Annotated in this window: 21 protein-coding genes; 14 read left to right on the plus strand and 7 right to left on the minus strand. The window is 70.9% G+C overall.

Features of this window, described 5'->3' with window-relative positions; translation table 11 throughout:
* Nucleotides 1-29 precede the first annotated feature (29 nt).
* From ACGFNV_RS38095 to ACGFNV_RS38115, 5 genes are all read left to right on the plus strand, one after another.
* Nucleotides 30-428 (plus strand): hypothetical protein, encoded by a 399-nt coding sequence (locus tag ACGFNV_RS38095; protein WP_393629086.1) that lies wholly within the window; start codon nt 30-32, stop codon nt 426-428.
* 106 nt (nt 429-534) lie between these two features.
* Entirely contained in the window at nt 535-1,194 is a 660-nt protein-coding gene (locus ACGFNV_RS38100) for a M15 family metallopeptidase (protein ID WP_393629087.1), read from the plus strand.
* A gap of 244 nt (nt 1,195-1,438) precedes the next feature.
* Nucleotides 1,439-1,969, plus strand: coding sequence for an RNA polymerase sigma factor (locus ACGFNV_RS38105; RefSeq protein WP_393629316.1), 531 nt, complete (start codon nt 1,439-1,441; stop codon nt 1,967-1,969).
* Nucleotides 1,970-2,031: 62 nt separating this feature from the next.
* Entirely contained in the window at nt 2,032-2,907 is an 876-nt protein-coding gene (locus ACGFNV_RS38110) for a C40 family peptidase (protein WP_393629089.1), read from the plus strand.
* 61 nt (nt 2,908-2,968) lie between these two features.
* Nucleotides 2,969-3,745 carry a M23 family metallopeptidase gene (locus tag ACGFNV_RS38115; RefSeq protein WP_393629091.1) on the plus strand — a complete coding sequence of 259 codons (777 nt, stop codon included), beginning with the start codon at nt 2,969-2,971 and terminating at the stop codon, nt 3,743-3,745.
* 65 nt (nt 3,746-3,810) lie between these two features.
* Here ACGFNV_RS38115 and ACGFNV_RS38120 read toward each other — a convergent pair whose 3' ends face one another.
* Nucleotides 3,811-4,194, minus strand: a complete 384-nt coding sequence (locus ACGFNV_RS38120) for a hypothetical protein (protein WP_393629093.1) — start codon at nt 4,192-4,194, stop codon at nt 3,811-3,813.
* Between the two features lie 208 nt (nt 4,195-4,402).
* Between ACGFNV_RS38120 and ACGFNV_RS38125 the strand changes: the two genes are divergently transcribed.
* Complete coding sequence (locus ACGFNV_RS38125) at nt 4,403-5,611, plus strand: hypothetical protein (protein WP_393629095.1); 1,209 nt, start codon at nt 4,403-4,405, stop codon at nt 5,609-5,611.
* Nucleotides 5,612-5,689: 78 nt separating this feature from the next.
* Here ACGFNV_RS38125 and ACGFNV_RS38130 read toward each other — a convergent pair whose 3' ends face one another.
* Nucleotides 5,690-6,226, minus strand: coding sequence for a hypothetical protein (locus tag ACGFNV_RS38130; RefSeq protein ID WP_393629097.1), 537 nt, complete (start codon nt 6,224-6,226; stop codon nt 5,690-5,692).
* Nucleotides 6,227-6,281: 55 nt separating this feature from the next.
* Between ACGFNV_RS38130 and ACGFNV_RS38135 the strand changes: the two genes are divergently transcribed.
* The gene (locus tag ACGFNV_RS38135) at nt 6,282-6,752 is read left to right on the plus strand and encodes a hypothetical protein (protein WP_393629099.1); all 471 of its coding nucleotides are present in this window, start codon (nt 6,282-6,284) and stop codon (nt 6,750-6,752) included.
* Nucleotides 6,753-6,798: 46 nt separating this feature from the next.
* A complete protein-coding gene (locus ACGFNV_RS38140; RefSeq protein ID WP_393629101.1) occupies nt 6,799-8,106 on the plus strand; it encodes a polysaccharide lyase family 1 protein in 1,308 nt (435 codons plus the stop codon).
* 39 nt (nt 8,107-8,145) lie between these two features.
* On the opposite strand, the gene ACGFNV_RS38145 is transcribed toward ACGFNV_RS38140, so the two are convergent.
* Nucleotides 8,146-9,636: an RICIN domain-containing protein gene (locus ACGFNV_RS38145; protein ID WP_393629103.1), complete on the minus strand. Its 1,491-nt coding sequence runs from the start codon at nt 9,634-9,636 to the stop codon at nt 8,146-8,148.
* Between the two features lie 225 nt (nt 9,637-9,861).
* Between ACGFNV_RS38145 and ACGFNV_RS38150 the strand changes: the two genes are divergently transcribed.
* The 3 genes from ACGFNV_RS38150 (at nt 9,862) to ACGFNV_RS38160 (ending at nt 13,226) form a co-directional block, all read left to right on the plus strand.
* Entirely contained in the window at nt 9,862-11,778 is a 1,917-nt protein-coding gene (locus tag ACGFNV_RS38150) for a glycoside hydrolase family 97 catalytic domain-containing protein (protein ID WP_393629105.1), read from the plus strand.
* A 100-nt stretch (nt 11,779-11,878) separates the two neighbouring features.
* Nucleotides 11,879-12,625, plus strand: a complete 747-nt coding sequence (locus ACGFNV_RS38155) for a thioesterase II family protein (RefSeq protein ID WP_393629107.1) — start codon at nt 11,879-11,881, stop codon at nt 12,623-12,625.
* Between the two features lie 160 nt (nt 12,626-12,785).
* Nucleotides 12,786-13,226, plus strand: a complete 441-nt coding sequence (locus ACGFNV_RS38160; protein WP_393629109.1) for an ATP-binding protein — start codon at nt 12,786-12,788, stop codon at nt 13,224-13,226.
* A 32-nt stretch (nt 13,227-13,258) separates the two neighbouring features.
* On the opposite strand, the gene ACGFNV_RS38165 is transcribed toward ACGFNV_RS38160, so the two are convergent.
* On the minus strand, nt 13,259-13,555 hold the full coding sequence (locus tag ACGFNV_RS38165; RefSeq protein WP_393629111.1) for an ANTAR domain-containing protein: 297 nt from the start codon (nt 13,553-13,555) through the stop codon (nt 13,259-13,261).
* 235 nt (nt 13,556-13,790) lie between these two features.
* Between ACGFNV_RS38165 and ACGFNV_RS38170 the strand changes: the two genes are divergently transcribed.
* Nucleotides 13,791-14,795: a helix-turn-helix transcriptional regulator gene (locus tag ACGFNV_RS38170; RefSeq protein ID WP_393629113.1), complete on the plus strand. Its 1,005-nt coding sequence runs from the start codon at nt 13,791-13,793 to the stop codon at nt 14,793-14,795.
* 53 nt (nt 14,796-14,848) lie between these two features.
* Here ACGFNV_RS38170 and ACGFNV_RS38175 read toward each other — a convergent pair whose 3' ends face one another.
* The 3 genes from ACGFNV_RS38175 to ACGFNV_RS38185 are packed head-to-tail and all read right to left on the minus strand — an operon-like array spanning nt 14,849 to nt 17,786.
* Nucleotides 14,849-15,910 carry a M14 family metallopeptidase gene (locus ACGFNV_RS38175; RefSeq protein ID WP_393629115.1) on the minus strand — a complete coding sequence of 354 codons (1,062 nt, stop codon included), beginning with the start codon at nt 15,908-15,910 and terminating at the stop codon, nt 14,849-14,851.
* Nucleotides 15,911-15,912: 2 nt separating this feature from the next.
* Nucleotides 15,913-16,236, minus strand: a complete 324-nt coding sequence (locus ACGFNV_RS38180; RefSeq protein WP_393629117.1) for a hypothetical protein — start codon at nt 16,234-16,236, stop codon at nt 15,913-15,915.
* Nucleotides 16,236-17,786, minus strand: coding sequence for a S8 family serine peptidase (locus tag ACGFNV_RS38185; protein WP_393629119.1), 1,551 nt, complete (start codon nt 17,784-17,786; stop codon nt 16,236-16,238). The genes ACGFNV_RS38180 and ACGFNV_RS38185 overlap by 1 nt, the downstream gene beginning before the upstream one ends.
* Nucleotides 17,787-18,127: 341 nt before the next feature.
* Between ACGFNV_RS38185 and ACGFNV_RS38190 the strand changes: the two genes are divergently transcribed.
* On the plus strand, nt 18,128-19,834 hold the full coding sequence (locus ACGFNV_RS38190; RefSeq protein ID WP_393629121.1) for an NAD-dependent malic enzyme: 1,707 nt from the start codon (nt 18,128-18,130) through the stop codon (nt 19,832-19,834).
* A gap of 131 nt (nt 19,835-19,965) precedes the next feature.
* Entirely contained in the window at nt 19,966-21,009 is a 1,044-nt protein-coding gene (locus ACGFNV_RS38195) for an AEC family transporter (protein ID WP_393629123.1), read from the plus strand.
* Nucleotides 21,010-21,101 lie beyond the last annotated feature (92 nt).

Consider the following 21,101-nt stretch of genomic DNA (forward strand, 5'->3'; position numbering starts at 1 on the left):
GAATCGACGACACTCGACCGGAGGACTCCATGACCGGAACACCCAGCAAGCGAACCACCCGACTGCGCCGCACGGCGGTCGCCGCGGCGGCGGCCTGCGGCGCCGCGGTGTCCCTGGTAGCGGCCGCGCCGGCCCCGCAGGCGGCGGCCACGACCACCGTCTACGTCTGGGCCAGCGGCGTCAACATGCGGGCGTGCGCCTCGTTCGATTGCCCGCCGTACAGCGGCGTGAAGGTCAGCCGGATGAACGTCACGGCGTACTGCCAGAACAAGGGCGACACCGTCAGGGACGGGCAGTACGTCAACGATTACTGGGTCCAGGTTGACGCCGGTGGGCCGCGTGGCTGGATCAGTGCGGTATATGTCAGCGGTGGCGTCAACTGGGGTCCCATTCCCGGCGTTTCCCAGAACTTCGAGGACTGCTTCTGACGCGGTCCGCTCAAAGGCATACGTGTGCCCGCTCTGCAGGGGCGCTGCATCTCGTCCTACAGGCGATCTGCATCGCTTCTGCAGAGCTCACCGCCACGCTGTGAGCGTGACGGAAATCATCCTGCTTTCGGATCACCGAATCGCCGCGACGCGCGTCGCCGAGTGCGGCGAAACCCTGGTCGACGCCCGGGAGGGCGCCGTGCTGCGGGTCGACGCGCGCAAGGCCGACGACGACGGTTCGTACGCGCACGTCCGGGCCGACGTCCTGCGCCGGCTCGTGCTCGCCCAGGCCGCGCTGCCCCCGGGGGTGCGCCTGCTGATGGTGGAGGGGTACCGGCCGCCCACTCTGCAACGCCTGTACTTCGACGAGTACACGCACACGCTGCGCGCGGCCCACCCCGGTGCCCCGGCGGACCGGATACGCGAGTTGGCCAGCGCCTACATCTCGCCTCCGGAGGTCGCCCCGCACGTCAGCGGCGGCGCGGTGGACCTGACGCTGTGCACCGAGGACGGGGTGGAACTCCCCCTCGGCACTGAGGTCAACGCCACGCCCGAGGAGAGCGAGGGCGGCTGCCGCACGGCCGCGGTCAACATCGACGCCGAGGCGCGCGCCAACCGGGCGGTGATGGGCCGCGCGCTGACGGCCGCGGGCTTCGTCAACTACCCGACCGAGTGGTGGCACTGGTCGTACGGCGACCGGTACTGGGCGCTGCTGACCGAGGCGCGAGCGGCACGCTACGGCCCCACCGCACGGACGCTCCCGTAGCCCATGGCCCCGTAGCCCCGTAGCCCCGTAGCCCCGACGGCCGACTGCCCTGCCACCGGGCGGCGGTACCACCACCACGACACCACATGCCGGACCGCACGCTGAGAAACAGACCCGGGGGAACACCGTGGAGAACACCTGTATCTCGACGACGATGACCAAGTCGTCCAGCACGACCACGCACACCGAGTTCGCGCGCACCGAGCCGTTCGCTTCCCGGTTCGACGGGGGCGCCGCCGACCACATGACGGCGGCCGAGTTCGACGAGGCGTTCACCGCGGTGATGCCGAGGTTGCGGCGTCGGCTGCTGGCCCTGACCGGCAATCCGCACGATGCCGACGACCTGCTGCAGGAGACGTATCTGAGACTCTCCCGCCGGGCCCGTGCCCACACCCTGGCCCGTCAGCAGCAGCCGTACGCCTACACGTGCGCGGCGGCGCTGAACCTGCTGCGCGACCTGTGGCGGCACCCCGCGCGTCAGGAGCGCTGCACCGACCGGCTGCCCGAACAGAGCTGGGACGGCGGCTTCGCGAGCCGGGAGGCCGAGGCGGTGGCGACCGCACTGCTGCGCGGGCTGTCCCCGAAAGAGGCGGCCGCCGTGATCCTGGTCGACCTCGAGGGGCTGACCCATGACATGGCGGGGGAACGGCTCGGCGCCCATCGCGGCACCGTGCAGCGCAACCGTATGCGCGGACTCGCCAAGATGCGCGCCGCACTGGGCTCATACGAACCAGGCGTCGCTCCCGTCTCCTCCATGAAGACCGGCCGACCGTGACCGCCTCGGCCCGCTCACTCGCACATCCGCTCACCGCGCGCACCGAACCAGGGGGACCCCACATGCGCCGCACCCACCGCACTCTGGCGATGGCAGGAGGACTGCTGCTCGCCACCACGTTGAGCTGTACCGGTACGGCGATGGCCGTCGCATCGCCCCTCTCCTCGAAGACGGCGGCCGCCGCCGGCTGTCGTCCCCTGGCTGGCGCGCCCGCCCAGGCGCAGGCGATCGTCAACGCCGCGTGCTCGCAGATCGGGGTGCCGTACTCGTGGGGCGGCGGCTCCATCCACGGGCCGACGTACGGTCAGGACTACCCCGGCGGCGGCCCCGGCGCCCACGACAGCCAGGTGAAGGGCTTCGACTGCTCGCATCTGGTGCAGTACGCGGCCTGGCAGGGAGCGGGGATCGCGCTGCCCGAGGGCTCCTGGAACCAGGCCCAGTGGAGCGGCGCGACGGCCCGGTTCTCGCGCGACCAGGGGATCGCCCCTCTCCAGCCGGGCGATCTGATGCTGTGGGCGTCGAACCCCGACAACCTCCACAGCGTCCACCACATCGCCATCTACCTCGGCGACGGCAAGATGGTCGAGGCCCGGGAGTCCGGGACGCTCGTGATGGTCAGCGACGTCCGGCTGAACGCCCAGTACGCGGGCGCCCTGCGCATCGCCGGCACCGAGCAGCCGCCGGCGGGCACCAAGCGGTTCATGACCTGGGGCACCGGGGTTGGCCTGCGGCCGGAGCCCGGCACCGGCAAGCCTCCCGTGACCCGGCTGCCCGGCCCCACTGCGGTGGACGTGCAGTGCCAGGTGCACGCCGAGCTGGTCAACGCCGAGGGCTACAGCAACGACGCCTGGTCCTACCTGCCGAAGTACAAGGCCTGGATCTCGAACATCTACATCGACGACCCGGCGGCCTGGCTGCCCGGCGTTCCCACCTGCTGATCCGCGGCGCCCGCCCGCTCAACCGCCCCGTTCCCCCTCTTCGTACGGAGGAGTTCTCGCCATGCGCGTGTTCAACCGGACCAAGTCCATCGGCCTGCTCGTCGCCACGGTCGCCGCGACCGGGCTGATCCCCCTCGCGGCCGGCACGGCCGACGCCGCTCCGCCCGCCAAGCCGGCCGACTACGCCGGGTCCTGCCCGGCCGCCGGAACGGTGACCCAGTGGTGGCACTCGGGCCACGACGGCGTCGACATCGCCAACGACCGCGGTACGCCGATCTACTCCACCGGTCCGGGCACCGTCATCGTCTCCGGTACCGCCAGCGGTTACGGCCAGTGGATCCGCATCAAGCACGACGACGGCACGGTCACCGAGTACGGCCACATGTACGAGCGTCTCGTCTCGGTGAACCAGCGGGTGAGCAGCGGTCAGCTGATCGCGCGCATGGGCTCGGAGGGCGACTCCTCCGGCAACCACCTGCACTTCGAGGCGCACAGCTCGACGTCCAGCACCCGGGGCATGGACCCGGTTCCCTACCTGGCGGCACGCGGCGTGAGCCTGCCGTGCACCCCGGGCGGCGGCGGGACGCCGGGGACCAACTTCAGCACGTGGGGCACGTCGGTCCGGGTGCGCGCCGACGCGCGGCTGAACGCGGCGGTCGTACGCACGCTGAGCGGGCCGACGCCGGTCTTCGTGGAGTGCCAGAAGCACGGCGACCTGGTCAACGCCGAGGGCTACAGCAACGACGCGTGGGCGTACGTCCCGGGGCTCGGCGGCTACATCAGCAACATCTACATCGACCACCCGGCCGCCTGGCTGCCGGGAGTGCGCGAGTGCTGACCGTCGGCTGAACACCGGCACCGCAGTGGCCCCTGGGATTCCAGGGGCCACTCGTGTGTGCGGGTTCAGCACTCGTCGACGGAGTCGGAGGGGTCCTTGCCGATGTTGACGTTCCCGCCCCAGGCCCAGACGTTCCGGTACGTCTTGAAGACGTCGACGCCGTCGAAGACGGTGCCGTAGTACCAGACGTCCGTGGTGTAACCGCCGGCCGTGACGGGCTGGCCGTGCACGTAGCAGACGCCGTCCAGGTAGTAACGGTCCTTGATGGAACCGGTGTTGAGGATCGGCGCGTTCTGGGTGTTGGGCGCCGAGCGGATGTTGCTGTTGGTCTGCAGCGAGACGTAGAACCCCGAGATGCCGGCCTGGGCGGTGCCGGTCGAGGCGAACAGGGACAGCGCGGCGCCCGCGGCGAGGCCCGCGGCGGCGAGACGGGTGCGGCGAGGGGACATGGGTGCTCCTTGGAGGTGTCCGGAAACCGGTCGGGGCCGGATGTGGGTGGGGCGTGGGGCCCCGCTCTACGGACGGGTGCCGTGGACCGGTCGTATGAGAGTCCCGGCACTCGCGGTCCTCCCGGCCCGGTTCTCATACGGCGCGGGGTGTGGCGCCGTCCAAGCGGTGGTGCGAGCGACGCACCTCGACCCGGACACGAGGATGACGATGACGACCACACGCAGCGATTCCGAAGGGGCCCTGGCACGGCCGGCCCGTCGTCGCGCGGCGCGGGCGGGCCTGTTGGCCGCCGCCCTCGCGGCGCTCCTGTGCACCGCGGCCACCACCACCGCAACCGCCGCACCCGGCCCCTCCCCGTCACCGCCCGCGTCGGCGCGGGCCGACGTGCCGGCCGGGGTGACGGCGGGTGTCGCGGTCTTCGACCGGCAGACCGGCACGTTCACCGAGCAGCTGAACACGGCCGGGCAGTTCCGGTCGGCGTCCGTGGTCAAACTGCTGATCGCCCTGGACGTGCTGTGGAACCGCGGCCCCGACGCTCTCTCGGCCGACGACCGGTCCCGGATCGACACCATGCTGCGCGGCAGCGACGACGCGGCCGCGAGCACGTTCTGGGCGAACAACGGCCAGGGCGCGATCGTCGACCGGATGGTCGCGCGCCTCGGCCTGACGGACACCGCCCGGCCGCCGTCGACACACCCCGGCTACTGGGGCTACACGGCTCTGTCGGCCCGCGACACCGTGAAGATCTACCGCTATCTGCTGGACTCCGCTCCCGCACCGGTCCGCGACTACGTCCTCGGCAACCTGCGCCAGTCCACCCGCTGCGCCACCGACGGCTACGACCAGCACTTCGGCATCGCCGGCTCCTTCGACCGCCCCTGGGCCGTCAAGCAGGGCTGGTCGGGCTTCAGTTCGGGCGGTTGTACGGCGACCGCCGCGACGGCGGCCGCGGAGGCGCCCGGGCCGCGGGCGCGGGCAGGCGCGGCGGTCGACGCCGTGGACCTGTCGCGTCCGGCACTGCACACGACGGGGGTGGTGGGCGCGGGCGACCGTTCCATCGTCGCCGTGTTCACCCTGCACCCGAGCGGAACGTCCTACGGCAAGGCCTACTCGGACGTGGGGCGGCTGACCCGCTCGCTGAACGTCCCCGGCGCCTCGCGCCCGGCCGGCACCTGGATCGGCACCTGGGGCAGCGGGGTCCGCGTCCGCACCCAGGCGACGACGACGTCCACCGCGGTCACCACGCTGCCCGCCGGAGTCGAGGTCCTGGTCCGCTGCCAGAAGCGCGGCCAGCAGGTCAGCGTGCCGCCGTACGTCAACGACTGGTGGGCCTATCTGCCCCAGTACGGCGGCTACATGAGCAACATCTACCTCAGCGTGCCGGAGAACCAGGTTCCGGGCGTGCCGGTCTGCTGAGGTGCGGCGGACGGCGGCGGCCGGTCCCTGGGCTGCCCGCACCGTGCGGGCCCGCCGCCCCACGTCGTCCCTCGTCGGTCAGTCGAGCTCCGTCTCGGGGATCTGTACGTTGATCAGTTCGCCCGAGCGGGTGTCGACGGTCAGGCCCCGGCCGGGTCTGCGGTTGCGCAGGTGGGCATGGGTCAGACGGACGCCCAGGATGTCGCCCTCCATCAGGCTCTGGGGGTCGAGCAGTACGCCCCTGCGCTGCCTTTTCAGTGCACCCAACCAGCCCATCGCTCCCGCCATGGTGTCCCCCGTGGCGGCGGCGGCCACTCCGATGCCGCGGTCCTTGCCGGACTCGGCCAGGGCACGAAGGTCCTGGTCGATCTCCGGCAGGATCAGCAGGTCGGCGTCGTCGACGAGAACCACGCGGGGCTCACTGCCGGTCTCCAGCGCGGCGGTGAACTCCCGCGCCGTGGGCGTCCGTGACGTGAGCAGCCGTACTCCCGGGTGCCCGTCGAGGTGGCGCAGCGGCGAGTCGCCGGGGGCGAGGACGACGAGCCGGATGACCCTGACCCCGGAAGACCTCCCGTAGGGCTTCCGGCAGGTCCGGAGCCCCGTAGACCCCCACACCCCCTCCGTAGAACCGTCCCCCGGTAAGCCACTCCCCTCGCCAAGGACCCGCTTCATGTCGCAGCAGACCCCGGATCGATCCACCCGCTCGCACGGCGAGTTCGCGGAACTGTTCGCCCGCAGGTCGCGCACTGCCCTGCGCGGGTTCCTGCCCGGCCGCAGGGTCTGGAGCGCCGTCGGAGGTTCCGCGGCCGTGGTCCGGGACCAGAGCGTCGTCACCGTGGAGTCCACGACGTCGCTCACCAGCCTCAAGGTGGTCCTCAAGGTCATCCAGACCGGAGGTGTCGCGAACACCGGCACCTGGACCTCCCTCGGGGACAAGGTGTCGGTGGCCTCGGCCCTGAGCGGCGGCGAGTTGGACTACGTGGTGACGCTGAAGTCGGGGGTCACGCTGGATCCCGGCACCTACACCTTCAAGTTCGGGTACAACCACGACCAGGGTCAGCGTGACGCGGGCGGCGACCGCTACAACGTCACCGCCACGTCGACCGCGTCCGTCACCGAGTTCCTCAAGGGCGGCTTCTGAGGAGGCGCCCTTGATCCGGTGAGCCGTGCCTTCTAGCGTTTCCCCGGTGACGGTGCCCTTACGCAACGCCCTCCTCGTCGTCGCCCTGGTGCTCTGCGCCCTGCTGCCGGCGGGCTCCGCGACCGCGTCCGACTCCCACGGTCCACGGCCGGTCGGCTGGGCCGCCGTGAACGGGGGGACCACCGGAGGCGCGGGCGCCGCCCCGGAGTCGGTGTGGACGGTGTCGACCCGTGCGGAGCTGAAGGAGGCGCTGGCCAACCACGGCGCTCCCGAGGCGCCGAAGGTCATCCGGGTCAGCGGAGACGTCAACGGCCACGAGGCGGACGACGGCACGCTGCTCGGCGAGCAGGACTACGCCCCCGGCTACGACCTGACGAAGTACATGGCGTGTTTCGGCCCGGACGGCGCCGCTTGGTCCGACACCCGTTTCGAGTACTGCAAGCAGCAGCGGACCCTGCGGCAGACCGGTTCGAACAAGGAGAAGCTGCAGATCCAGCTGACCGTGCCGAGCAACACCACACTGGTCGGCACGGGCGGCGACGCGCGGCTGCTCGGCGTCTTCCTCACCGTCAACACGGGCACCAACATCATCGTCCGCGGCCTCCATCTGGAGGCTCCCGTCGACCACTTCACCACCTGGTCGCCCGGTGACGGGCAACAGGGCGCCTGGAACGCCCGTTTCGACGCCATGACGGTGATCACCGGCAGGAACATCTGGATCGACCACTGCACGTTCACCGACGGCCGCTTCCCGGACCGCGCCGCGCCGACCGGGTTCCACGGCAAGCCGGTGCAGCGGCACGACGGGCTGCTGGACATCGAGGACGGTTCGGACTTCATCACGGTCTCCGACAGCCGGTTCACCGACCACGACAAGGCGGTCCTCATCGGCTCCGGCGACGGCCGGGGCGACCGCGACCGCGGACACCTGAAGGTGACCTTCGCGCGCAACCTCTTCACCGACATCGTGCAGCGCGCTCCCCGCGTCCGCTTCGGACAGGTGCACGTGGTCAACAACGTCTACCGGGGCCGGGCACGCGAGACCGAGTACGCGCTCGGCATCGGGACGGAATCCGCGATCGTCTCCGAACGGAACCTCTTCCTGTACGAGGGCCGGAGTGCCGACCCCGCACTGGTGGTCGCGCTGTACGGGGGCACCCGCTTCCGGGACACGGGGTCCTGGCTGAACGGCCGGCGGGCCGACCTGGACGCGGCGGCCGCCGCCGAGGCGCCGGACGGGTTCAGCACGGACACCGGCTGGGACACGGCCGAGGTCTACGACTACCGCGCCCTGAGATCGGCGGCCGCGGTGTGGTGGTACGTCACGCACCACTCCGGGGCCGGGCGCCGATGAGGTGACGGCGCACGGCCCCGGGGACCGGCATCGGTCGGGTCAGGACAGACTCCACTGCTGGCTCGTGGCGCCGGTGCCCGTCTCCTGGACCACCGTCGCGCCCTGGGTGGTCGAGGCTCCGCTGACGCCGAGGTTCAGGTCGCTGCCCACCCCGGCGAGCAGGTACGTACTGCCGGTGTAGCTGCCGACCAGGTCGAGGAACCACTGTTGGTTGGTCCCGCCGTTGCAGGTCCACTGCTGCACCTGTACACCGGTGGCCGTCGACTGGTTCGGGACGTCCAGACACAGGCCGCTCTTCACGCTCTTCAGCGTGTAGATGTTGTCCGCCACCCGGGTGAGGGTCCACTGCTGGTTGGCGCCGCCGTTGGACGACCACTGGATGATCTTGGCGCCGTTGGCCGTGGACCCGCTCGACACGTCCATCAGCATCGAGCTGTTGACGTTCTTCGCGGTGTGGACGCCCTCGGTCGGGATGCCGCTGCCGGCCGTCCAGGTGCCCGCGGCGGCGTCCAGGGACCAGGTGGGGTACTGGCCGAGGTTGACCGTGGTGCCCCGGATGGTCAGCGGCAGCCAGATCAGCTTGGACGCGCCCAGGTCGGAGGTGTCCCAGCGGTCACCGGCGTAGAGGTACGTGGTGCCGGAGGTGCCCTGGACTGTGATGACGTTCGCCGTCTGGCTGCCGTAGGTGTGGGTTCCCGGGGCGGCGAAGTTGCGGAAGGCCGACCAGGGGCCGCTCAGCGAGGTGGCGGTGGCGTAGATGTTGTCGTTCAGGCTCCAGCCCGTCAGGTGGGAGCCGAACACGTAGTACATGCCGTTGATCTTCACCATGGCGGGCGCCTCGACGCTGTTGCTGCCGCTGCTGCCCAGCACCGCCACCGCGCTGTCGACGGACAGGTAGTCGGCGGACAGCTTGTCGATGCGCAGGCCGTTGTTGCGGTCCTCGCTCAGCAGGTAGGCGGTCCCGTCGGTGTCCTGGAACAGACCGAGGTCACGGCTGAGGTTGCCCAACGGGCGGAAGCTGCCACGGTAGGTGTACGGGCCGCAGGGGGTACTGCTGGTGGCCACACCGACCTTGGCCTCGGAGTAGTTGGTGCTGTCGATGTGCATGTACATCACGTACGTGCTCGTCGACGCGTTGTAGATGACCTTGGGCCGCTCCACGACACGGCCGGGGCCCAGGTCGCCGCTCGCCTGCCTGCTCAACGCCTGGCCCTGGTAGGTCCAGTTGGCGAGATCGGTCGAGGTGTAGCAGGTGATGTCCTGGAAGGACGTGTCCGCCGAGGTCTCGCCGGTCTTGTCCTCGCCGAAGCCGTACCAGGTGTCACCCACCTTCACGATACCGAGGCCGTGCAGTTGGAGGGTGTTGCCGTTCTGGTCGGTGCGTGCGGCGCCCGTCGTGAACGACACCGAGGCCGCGTGCGCCTCGCTCACCGGGAGCAGCAGCGCGGCCAGGCCCCCGAGCAGGGTCAGGAGGACGGTGGCGGCTCTGCGCCGACGGGCGGCCGGTCTGTTGGGGACTTCGTCTGACATGCGCTTCCCTCTCCTGTGCCTCTCCGGGGCGACTCGGGGGTCCATGAGAGGTGCAGCCCGGACGGGGAGTCAAGATTCGCGATCGATTTTGTTGATCCTTGACCGTTCAGGTGGACTTCAACCGCGCCGCCCTGTTGACCCCTTGAGTCCGCGCGCACTAGAAACGTCATCGACGTCAGGCTTTGTTACTTCCTGGTTGCATTTGTTGAAACGGTGGTGTGCCTCGTGAACCTGTCCCGTCGCGGCATCCTGAAGGGCGCAGCCGTCACCGCTTCGGCGGCCGCGCTGGGCGTCGCCGCCACACGTCCGGCCGAGGCCGCCGACGCCTCGGTCACCGCGACCTCGCTCGACGGCACGACCACCCTCACCCTGGCGCTGACCGGCGGCGCGCTGCGCTGGTCGGCGGCGCGCAACGGCAGGACGGTGATCGGCACTTCGGCCATGGGCCTGCGCCTGAGCGACGGAACGGCCCTCGGCACCGACGTCGTACTGACGAACTATCAGCACTGGCATGTCGACACCACCTGGAGCCCGGTGTACGGGCGGGACGCGACCGTCTCCGACGCCTATCAGGAGATGCGCTGGAACCTGCGGGACAACCGCACCTCCATCAACTTCGGTGTGCAGATCCGGGCCTACGCCTCCGGTGTCGCGTTCCGCTACGTCCTGCTCGACCAGGGCAGCGTGACCGTCGCCGACGAGCTCACCACGTTCGTCTTCCCCGACGGCACACTCGTCTACAGCGCGCGGGACGAGGACGCGTACAACCCGGTCGCGCCGGGCGCCATCCCGTCCACCGGAACCTCGTCCACCGACACCGGCCCGCTGACCGACCTCCCCCTGACCGCCACATACGCCGACGGCGGGCTCATCGCGTGCGTCTGCGAGTCGGCCCGCCTCAACTATCCGCGGCTGATGCTCAGTTCCGTGTCCGGAGAGCCCAACACCCTTGCCGCATATCTGATGCGGCACACCGCCCGCGGCTCCGGGCCGGTCCAGGCCGGCTCCACCGTCACCACCCCGTTCACCACGCCGTGGCGGGCCGTGGTCATCGGCTCCACCCATGCCGAGCTGGTCGACAACGCCGACCTCGTGCTCAACCTGGCCCCGCCCGGCGCCCTCGCCGACACCTCGTGGATCAGACCGGGCAAGGCCTTCCGCTGCAACCTGACCACCGCGGACGGACTGGCCGGCGTGGACTTCGCCGTCGCCCGCGGGCTGCAGTACATCGAGTACGACGCCGGGTGGTACGGCCCGGAGAACAGCACGACCGACGCGACACGGCCGATCTCCGCGATCGACCTGCCGACGGTCCTCTCCTACGCGGCCGGCAAGGGCGTCGGTGTCCTCCTCTACGTCAACCGCATCGCGCTGAGCGACCCGAACTCCCTCTTCGCCCTGTACCAGAGCTGGGGCGTGGCCGGCGTCAAGCTCGGCTTCATCAACGACGGCACCCAGACGATGACGAACAGCATCACCGACTGGGCCAGAACCGCCGCCGCGCACAAACTGCTGATCGACATGCACGACGACGTACGGCCGTTCGGCTACGAGCGCACCTACCCCAACTGGATCAGCCTGGAGGGCGTGCGGGGCAACGAACGCTTCCCCACCGCCACCCACAACGTCACCCTGCCCTTCGCCCGCAACATCGGCGGGCCGATGGACTACACGATCTGCTACGGCCAGTCCCGCGACCGGACGACCAACGCCCACCAGATGGCGATGGCCGCCGTGTACTACCAGCCGCTGTCCTTCCTGTACTGGTACGACGCACCGTCGAAGTACTCCACGCCGTCCAAGTGGCCCGGGCTGCCCTGGTTCGACGCGATCCCCACCGTCTGGGACGAGAGCAGGACCCTCACGGGGTCGATCGGGGAGTACGTCGCCGTGGCCCGGCGCAGCGGCACCACCTGGTATCTGGGGGCGATGACCGACGAGAGCGCCCGCACCCTTTCGCTTCCGCTGTCCTTCCTGGGCTCCGGCACGTACACCGCGACGGTCTACGCCGACGGGACGCCCGGCACCAGCCCGTACCAGACGCCCGTCGTCGTCAGCACGCGCACGGTCACCTCGGCGACCACGCTGAGTGTGGCGATGGCGGCCGCGGGCGGTCAGGCCGTCGTACTGCGGCCGAGCTGAGGTCCGTGGCCGTGGCCCGCCGCCGATGCCCGCGGGCCACGGGCTCGCCGCGGATAGCATGAGGCAGGCGCGTCGGCTGATGCAGGGGGAGTACAGAGTGATGGCAGTGCCGCCCGACATGTTGGTCCTGCACCATGCCGGCGGGTCCGCGGTCCCCTACAGAGGTCTGGTGAAGTCGCTCGGCAGCCGGTTCAGGACCCGTGTCGTCGAGCTCCCCGGACGCGGGGCGACCATGGGTGCGAAGCCCTGCTGGAGCGCCCGGGAAGCCGTCGCGTTCTGCCTCGACGTCATCGGCTCCGAGGGCATGGAGCCGGCGGGCGTGTTCGGTCACAGCATGGGGGCGGTCATCGCCTTCGAGCTCGCCGCCGAGCTGGAGCGGCGCGGCACGCCCGCCGAGTGGCTGGGTCTGTCCGCGAGCCGCCCGCCCGGCCGTCCTCATCCCTCGCGGGTCCGGCGCGACCTCTGGGACGACGCACGCCTGGTCGCCTTCCTGCGGGAGCTGGGCGGCACGCCGACGGAGCTTCTCGAGGACCCGGGGACGGTGGCGTACATGCTCGGCGTGCTGCGCCCCGACCTGGCCATCGTCGACACGTACACGCCCAGCGTCGACGCCCCGCTCGGTACGTACACCGAGGTGTTCCACGGCGCGGACGACCCCGTTCTGGAAGGCGTCGAGGACCACCACTGGCAAGCGTGCTTCCGGAACGAGGTCCGCCGGCACACCTGGCCCGACGGGCACTTTTATCTCTTCGGCCGGGAGGACGAACTCGCCGCGGCGATATGCGCGTCGTTCGACCGGGCGGTGGAGTGGAACATCCGCGAGCGCGGCCGCCAGGACGTTTCGTGAAGCCATTCACGAAGGCGTCACGCACCGTAGCGTTTCAGCCACGGTCGGGCGGAAGCATGGAAGGGTGTTCTTCGTGCCGATGAGAGAAATTGGGCATGCCTTTGCTCGGATCGGGAAGCCGGTACTGGCCCTCCAGTTCGTCGGAAGGAAGAAGAGCCACATGCCCGCCGAACGCGATCCCACAGAGCGGGAAGCCGGCCTATTGAACACCCTCAGCGTTGAGCAGACCTGGCATTTCGGCGGCGCGCTCAGTGACGTGGCGCAGGCCAGGGACGACGCCGCCGCCTTCCTCCAGGGTTTGGAACGCATGCAGACGCCGCACGCGCCGGACGCGCCGGACGACGTACTGCTGGTGGTCGCCGAGCTGGCCTCCAACGCGTTCACCTTCGCGCCCGGTCCGTTCACGCTGCGTCTACGAGCCGTGGCCGACACCGTGCAGATCGCCGTGGAGGACACCAACCCGACGGCGCCCGAGCCGCGCCGGTTCGACCTCGACGGACGCGGCGGCATCGGGTGGCATCTGATCAACGCCCTGGCCGAGGAGACCATCACCACGCCCGGTCCCCGGGGCAAGACGGTGAACGTGTTCGTGCGCTGGTAGGTCCCCGGCCCCCTGGTGCCCGTCCGGGGGGCTCAGTCCGCCTTCGCGCGCCGCAGGGCGGCGGTCAGGGCGCCGCGGATCTCGTCGGGCAGCCAGCCGCAGTGGGTGCCCTGCACCACGTACTCGGCGACCTCCCGCAGCTTGGTGTTGGTGTGCTGGGAGATCTCCTTGAGGACGTCCCAGCCCTGTTCCGGCCTGAGCCGCCCGATGGCGATCACGACACCGATCGCCTGATCCACGACGGCGTGCGAGGCGAGGGCCTGGCGCAGCTGGCCGACCTCCTCCTGCAGGGCACTGATTCTCTCGACGAGGTCCTCCTGCCCAGCCATGGCCAACTGTCTTACCCCTCTGTCCCAAGATCCACAAACGGCAGCACGGCGGAACCCCCGCGGTGCTGCCTTCTCCCAGCCTCCGGGGCACGGAGCGCCGTCGCCACACCTCGAACGAACAACTCGGCCCGCGCCTGTCCACAAAACGAATGCCCGCCCCGGCCCGGGGTAGACGAGCCGGGCGGAACCCTCCGCAGTCGCCTCTCGGGGCATCGCGGCAGCGAGGTGCGACGCCATGACCGGACACCCAGTGATGCCGCGTGCCGCACCGAACGGGGCCGTCATGGACACACTGCGCTTCGACAGCGACGACCTGGAAGAGACCGAGGAGTTCCTCAGCCGGGCCTACGCCAGGATGAGCATCGGCAGCGACAGACCGGACGACAGCAGAGCGAGAATCGTCCGTACCGCCATGCCGTCGGTCACCGTGGACGAACTCGACCTGAGTTTCGAGATGAGCTACTCGGTCACTCCCCTGCGCAGGATCTGCCTGTGTCTGGTCCACGACGGCACCATCCGGGAGCACACCTTCGACGGGGTCGAGGACGCCTTCGGTCCCGGCGACGTCGTGTCCTTCGCCCCACCGGACCGACCGTACTCGGGGCGGATCTGCAACGCCCGGTACAACATCACCATGCTGGACACCGAGCTGCTCTCCCAGGTCGCCGCCACCGCGCCCGGGCGCTCCGCCGGGCCGGTCCGCCTGACCGGGCACCGGCCCCACTCCCCGGCCGCGGCGCGACAGCTCGGGCACTCCATCGCCTATGTGCGCGACCATGTCCTGGCGGATCCCGACATCGCGGGCCTGCCCCTGATCGCCTCGACCGCGGCCCAGCACCTGGCGGCGAGCGTCCTGGCCGCCTTCCCCCACACGGCGCTCGACGAGCCCACCGCGACCGACCGCAACGACGCGCATCCCGTGACGCTGCGCCGCGCGCTCGCCTACATCGAGGACCACGCCGCCGAGCCCGTCACGGTCGCCGACATCGCCGAGGCCGCACACGTGACCGTGCGCGGCCTCCAGTACGCCTTCCGCCGGCATCTGGACACCACGCCCCTCGCTCATCTGCGCACGGTGCGCCTGTCCCACGCCCACCAGGACCTGCTCGCGGCCGACCCCCTCGGCACCACCGTCACCGACGTCGCCGCCCGGTGGGGGTTCTTCCACCCGGGCCGCTTCGCCGCCGCCTACCGGAACGCCTACGGCAGGCCGCCGCACGAGGCCCTCGGCGCCGGGTGACCCGGGGGCACCTCCCTGGCCGAGGTCGAGCGGCGGTGAACCGTCGGGGTGCGCTAGACGTCGAGCGCGAGCGCCAGCAGTCCCGCCGAGACCTCGCGGATGACCTCCTCGGCCTCACCGAACGGCGGCTGGAAGCTCGTACCGCACTCGATCGTGAACCCGAACACCTTCGTGCCGGCCGGATCGGTGAAGTGCCGGCTGTACGCGTAGTCGTCACTCGCGCCCGAGGTGGGGTACAGGCCGTAGGCCGGCTCGACCTGGTAGTCGACTCCGCGCACCGCGCGGACCGCGTCGCTCATCCGCTCGGCCAGCCCGACCGCGGTCTTCAGGTCCTGCTCGGGGATGAACTCGCCGATGCCGTCGTCCTTGCGCCCCCGCACACCGTCGAGCGCGGGGTTGCGGAAGTTGTCGGACGGGGTGGTGGTCTGGTTCTGGTCCGAACCCCAGCTGTGCAGGATCTCCGGAGCCGCGCTGTGCACGTCGACCAGCCACCGGATGCGCGGGTGGGTGTCGAGGGCCCACACCACGTTCCGTGTCTCGGGCTCCGACACGGCGGCCGGGCCGCAGTACGTCTGCTCGTCGCACGGGTCGACCGAGGTGTGAACGCGGGCGTCCGGTGCGAACTTGGTCGTGAATTCCCAGAGGAAGTCGAAGTTGCGGTTCAGGTCCACGCCCACGCAGGAGGGTCCGGTGTGCCCGGCGGGCGCCGGGCGGCGGTTCTTGCGCCACATCGGGGAGGTCGTCTGGCTGAAGGCCCGGCCGTCCGGGTTGACGCAGGGATAGAGGAACAGGTTGACGTTCTCCACCACGTGAGCGACCTGGGCCGCCGTGAACGACGCCGAGCCGTAGCCGAGGCCGGTGCCCAGGGCGTGTGCCTCCAGCAGGTCCGCCGCCAGCGAGACCAGCGCGTCGGGCGGCACCCACTCCCGGGCGTGCATCCCGCCCAGCAGCAGGATGCCGTCCGCGTCGTCGGCCGCGCGGGTGCCGACCCGCAGCAGCCGCGCCGTGCGGCCCTCGTGGGTGGGGTGGGGCGGAGTGAGGATCTCCGTCGCCTCGGGGTGGGCGCCCTGCAGGCTGGTGATCGCCGATTCGAGCTCGGCCACGTTGAGATACATGCTCACTCCTTACGGCCGAGACCGTGCGGGACGGCGTCCCGGGCGGCGAACCGGTCACCGTCGCCGACCTCTTCCCGGCGGGCGCGCCAGTTCTCCGTGATGTCCTCGACGTCGGTGATGTTCACGTCTGACGCCGCTCTGGACCCTCGGGCCCGGTCGAGCCGGTCCTGGGGGAAGTACAGGTCCAGCTCGACCCCGCCCTCCCGGCTGCCGCGCGCGACGGCCCGGCAGCCGAGGTCGGGCCCGGTCTCGGCGATGAACGCGCGCAGGGCGTCGGCGTCCGCGGCGACGACACGGCAGCGGTAGACCGCCGGTTCCTCGCTCATCACAGCGACCCGTCGGCGAGCGCCACGGCCTTGGCCGCGTTCACCCGGCCGAAGCCGTAGTCGTCGTTGTGGCCGTTGGCGTCGTAGACGACTCCCGGTCCGCCGATGTGGTCGGCCGACTTGTGCATGATCTCGCGCAGTTCGTCACGCGTGAGGTCGGGGTTGGCCGACAGTGCCAGCGCCGCGCATCCGGCCGCGCAGGGCGCCGCGAAGCTGGTGCCGGTGCTCTTGCCGTAGCCGCCGCCGGAGGTGGTGCTGAGGACGTCGACGCCGGGGGCGATCAGCTCGACCTCGGGGCCCCGCGCCGCGTTGTTCTCCAGGTCCCGGTTGTCCGACCGGACCACGGCGATGACATCGGGATGGGAGACCACCTCGTCCAGCAGGATGTCGACGTTCCTGCCGTTGCTCGCCGCCCAGAAGATGGGCAGCCCCTTGCCCTGGCGGCCTCGCGTTGCGGCGAACTCGAGGGCGAGCTCCAGGGAACGGGTCAGGTCCCACTCGGCGCCGTTCGGGCCCAGGCTGCTGACGAGCACGTCCGCCCCGTCCCCGGGGTCACTGTCACGGGACTCCGTCGACGGGTCGGCCGCGTAGGCCACCGCGCGGGCCAGCGTCGTCTGGGTACCGACCTGGTCCCCCAGGCACGCCACCAGCATCAGCTCGCTCTCGGGGGCTGCTCCGACGCCGCCCTTTCCGTTGCCCTGCCGGGCCCCGGCCATGCCCGCGCAGAACGTGCCGTGGTCGCTGTCGGGCATCCCCACGGTCTGCTGGGTGAAGGTCGTGCCCACCACGCCGTCGCTGTAGAAGCCGGAGAGCGGACCCACTCCGTCGACGAGGTCCTCGTGCCGTGTGTCGAAGCCGTTGTCGATGACGGCGACCCGGGCCCCCCTGCCGAGGGTCCGGTCCCACGCCGGTTCGATGTGCACGTCGGCGCCCGGAGTGCCACCGTTGGCACCGGTGTTGTGCCACTGCCACTGCTCGTCGAAGCGGGGGTCGGCGGGGGTGAAGCGCGGGGGGACGTGCTCCACGAACGACGGTTCGGCGAAGACGAACCTGGCGTTGTCGTGCAGTTCGACGGAGGCGGCGAGGGCGTCCTGCGCCGTCCGGGTCCGTACCTCGTACAGGTTGTCAGCGAAGGTGAGCCTGTTGAGGATCTCCAGACCGGCCGCGTCGAGTTCCCGCTCGGCCTCCTCCTCCGAGAGATTCGGCTGCAGTTGAACGCTCAACACGTCGGTGGCGATGCCGATCCGGCCGCTGGGACGCCTGATGACCTTGCCGGTGGCCTCGGCACCGGAGACCTCCCCGCCGGTGGCGAACGCCTCGCGGATCTGCGGGTTCGGTTTGACGAAGACCCACCGGGCGCGTGCGAACGCCTCGGTGGTCTCGTCGTCGACGCCGGCTTCGCGAATCTCGCTCCGCGCGCTCGTGCCCAGTTCGGCCTCCGCCTCGCGCAGGCCCGCCGCATGAGTGTCCTCGTCCATCCGGACCGCGACGACATCATCGAGTTCTTCGGCCTCAACGAGGTTGCCACGCTGGTAGTACTGACGTGCCATCGCACTCGCCTCTTCTCATGGGCGCGGGCACTCCGGGGCCGGTGTCGTCACGGCCCGGAGCCCGCGGCTCAAGGAACAAAACCCCCTTTTTTCCAGTCTGCTCGCGCCCCCGTACCCCGGCAACTCCGGGCCGAACGGGCCGACGGACCCCTGCGGCGTTCCTCACAGCGGGCCGATCGGCAGGCCCTCCCCTTGCCGGTGAACCCGCACGTCAGACACTCGAATGCGTGCACGTCATGAATCACGTGAATATCAGGCATTGGACGCATGCGTCCCGGATCCCGGAGGCTGGTCGATGTCCCCCAGTCCCCGTCCCCCCAACGTTCAGGAGGAGCAGTCATATGGGCACCGAGTGGAACGCCGTCGACGGTCGCATCCGGACCACCGCGCGCGGGCACACCGTGCTGAACAACCCGCGCCTGAACCGGGGCACCGCCTTCACCCCGCAGGAACGACAGGACCTGGATCTGGTCGGCCTGGTGCCGCCGCAGGTGCTGACGCAGAACCAGCAGGCCGCCCGCGCCTACAAGCAGTTCCGTTCCCAGCCGAACGACCTCGCCAAGAACGTCTATCTGACGGCTCTGCGCGACCGCAACGAGGTGCTCTTCCACCGGCTGCTCGGCGACCACCTCGGGGAGATGCTGCCGATCGTCTACACCCCCACCGTCGGCACGGCGATCGAGCGCTACAGCTACGAGTACCGTCGCCCGCGCGGCGTGTACCTCTCGGTCGACGCCCCTGAGGACATCGGGCCCGCCCTGCGCGCGTCCGGACTGGGCGCCGACGACGTGGACCTGATCGTCGCCACGGACGGCGAGGCGATCCTCGGCATCGGCGACTGGGGTGTGGGCGGTATCGACATCGCGGTGGGCAAGCTCGCCGTCTACACCGCCGCCGCGGGCGTCGACCCGGCCCGCACCCTGGCGGTGATGCTGGACGTCGGCACCAACCGGCAGGAGCTGCTGGACGATCCGCTCTACCTGGGCAACCGGCATCCGCGGGTGGACCGGGAGACCTACGACGCCTTCGTCGACGCGTACGTCACCGCCGCCACGCGGCAGTTCCCGGGTGCCCTGCTGCACTGGGAGGACTTCGGCCCGTCCAACGCCCGCCGCATCCTGGACCGGTACCGCGAGAAGGTGTTCACCTTCAACGACGACATCCAGGGCACGGGCGCGGTCAACCTGGCCGCCGTGCTCTCGGGCGTGCGCGCCGGCGGGATCCCGCTGCGCGAGCACCGTGTCGTCATGTTCGGCGCGGGCACCGCGGGCATCGGCATCGCCGAACAGCTCCGGGACGCGATGGTCGCCGACGGGCTGACGCGGCAGGAGGCCACCGAACGCGTCTGGGCCGTCGACCGGCACGGCCTGCTCACCGAGGACCAGGACGACCTCCGCGACTTCCAGACGTACTTCGCCCGTCGCACCGCCGAGGTCGCCGACTGGCGGCGCGACGACTCCCTCGGGGGCATCCCGCTGGCCGAGGTCGTCGACCGGGTGCGCCCGACCGTGCTGATCGGCGCCTCCGGGCAGGGCGGGGCCTTCACCGAGGACGTCGTCCGCGCCATGGCCGCGCACACCGAGCGCCCGATCATCCTGCCGCTGTCCAACCCCACGCGGCTGGCCGAGGCCGTCCCCGCCGACCTGCTCGCCTGGACCGACGGCCGGGCCCTGATCGCCACCGGCAGCCCCTTCGACCCGGTGGAGGTCGACGGGGTCACCCACCACATCGGGCAGGCCAACAACGCCCTCGTCTTCCCCGGCCTGGGGCTGGGCGCCGTCGTCGCCCGGGCCACGCGCATCACCGACGGCATGCTCGTCGCCGCGGCCCGTGCCGTCGCCGACCAGACCGACCCCGCCTCGCCGGGCGCTCCCGTGCTGCCCCTGATCGACCGGCTGCGCGACACCTCCGTCGCGGTCGCCGTCGCAGTGGCCCGTGCCGCCGCCGAGGAAGGCGTCGCCCGGGAGCCCGTCGACGACGACACGGTCGAGGAGCGGGTCCGCGGGGCGATGTGGCAGCCGGAGTACCGACCGATCGAGGCCGTCTGAACGAACTCCCTCACCCCTTTTCCTCTTCATCCACACGACTCAACGACCGTAGCGCTGCGGCGCTCTGACGGACCGTCCCCTGGCCCCCACGGTCGGTCGAGCCACCCCCACTTCGAAGGATTGACGCAGCCATGTCTTTCGCCGACATCTTCACCGTCGTGGTGCCGGTCTTCCTCATCATCGCGGTCGGCTACGGCACCGGCCGCCGCGCGCTCTTCGACGCCGGCGGAGCGCACGCCCTGCGCGAGCTGACGATGCAACTCGCGCTTCCGGCCGCCCTGTTGCTGAGCATCTGGCAGACCCCGCGGGACGTGCTGGTCGAGCAGCTGCCCCTGGTGGGCCTGCTGGCGTTCGGGTTGCTCGGGGTGTACGCCGTCCTGTTCGGCGTGCTGCGTCTGGCCGCGCGCCGTTCGCTGCGGCGGGCGGCCCTGTTCGCGCTGGCGTGCGTGCAGCCGCAGTACGCCTTCATGGGCACGTCCATCCTGGGCGGGCTGTTCGGTGCCGCGGAGGCCGCCGTGCCGATCGCGGTCGCCGGCATCCTCGTGAACGTCGTCCTCGACCCGGTCGTCCTGATCCTGCTCGGCCTGCCGGAACGCCAGGAGTCCCGTCCGGCCGCCGCCGCGGTACGACAGCCCGCCCTGGCGACCGTCGGCGGGGGCGCGGACGCCCCCGCGGTGGTCACCGAGGCGGCGGGCGCGCCCGCGGAGCAGCGGCCGTCCGTGCTGAGCACCGTGGGACACGCGCTGCGCGAGCCGTTCTGCTGGGGGCCGGTCCTGGGTCTGATCCTGTCCGTCGCCGGGGTGGGCCTGCCCAAGGTCGCAGAAGCCTCACTGACCCTGCTGTCCGGTGCCTCGTCCGCCGCGGCCCTGCTGTACGTCGGCGTCTCGGTGGCCCGCATCGGCCGCCCGAAGCTGACGCCCGCGGTGTGGGCGGTCTCCCTCACCAGCGTCGTCGTCCTGCCGCTGCTCGTCTACGGCGTCGGCCTGGCCGTGGCCTCCGCGGCGGACGCCGCCCAGGCCGCGCTGATCGTCGCCTTCCCCGTCTCCCCCGTCCCGCTGATGTTCGCCGCCCGCCAGGGCGACCCGGAGGACGTCGGAACCATCGGCTCCGCCGTCGTCGTGAGCCTGCTCCTCTCCTTCGTCACCCTCCCGCTCATCATCGGCCTGGTCGGCTGAGCCCGGCCCTGGCCGAAAAGGCCCCACCCGTTGGAGGATCCGCCACAGGCAAAAGGCGCCCCGGAGGCGAACCGAGCCCCAAGAAAGAAAGG

It is taken from the genome of Streptomyces sp. NPDC048751 (assembly GCF_043198595.1).
Taxonomy (GTDB): Bacteria; Actinomycetota; Actinomycetes; order Streptomycetales; family Streptomycetaceae; genus Streptomyces.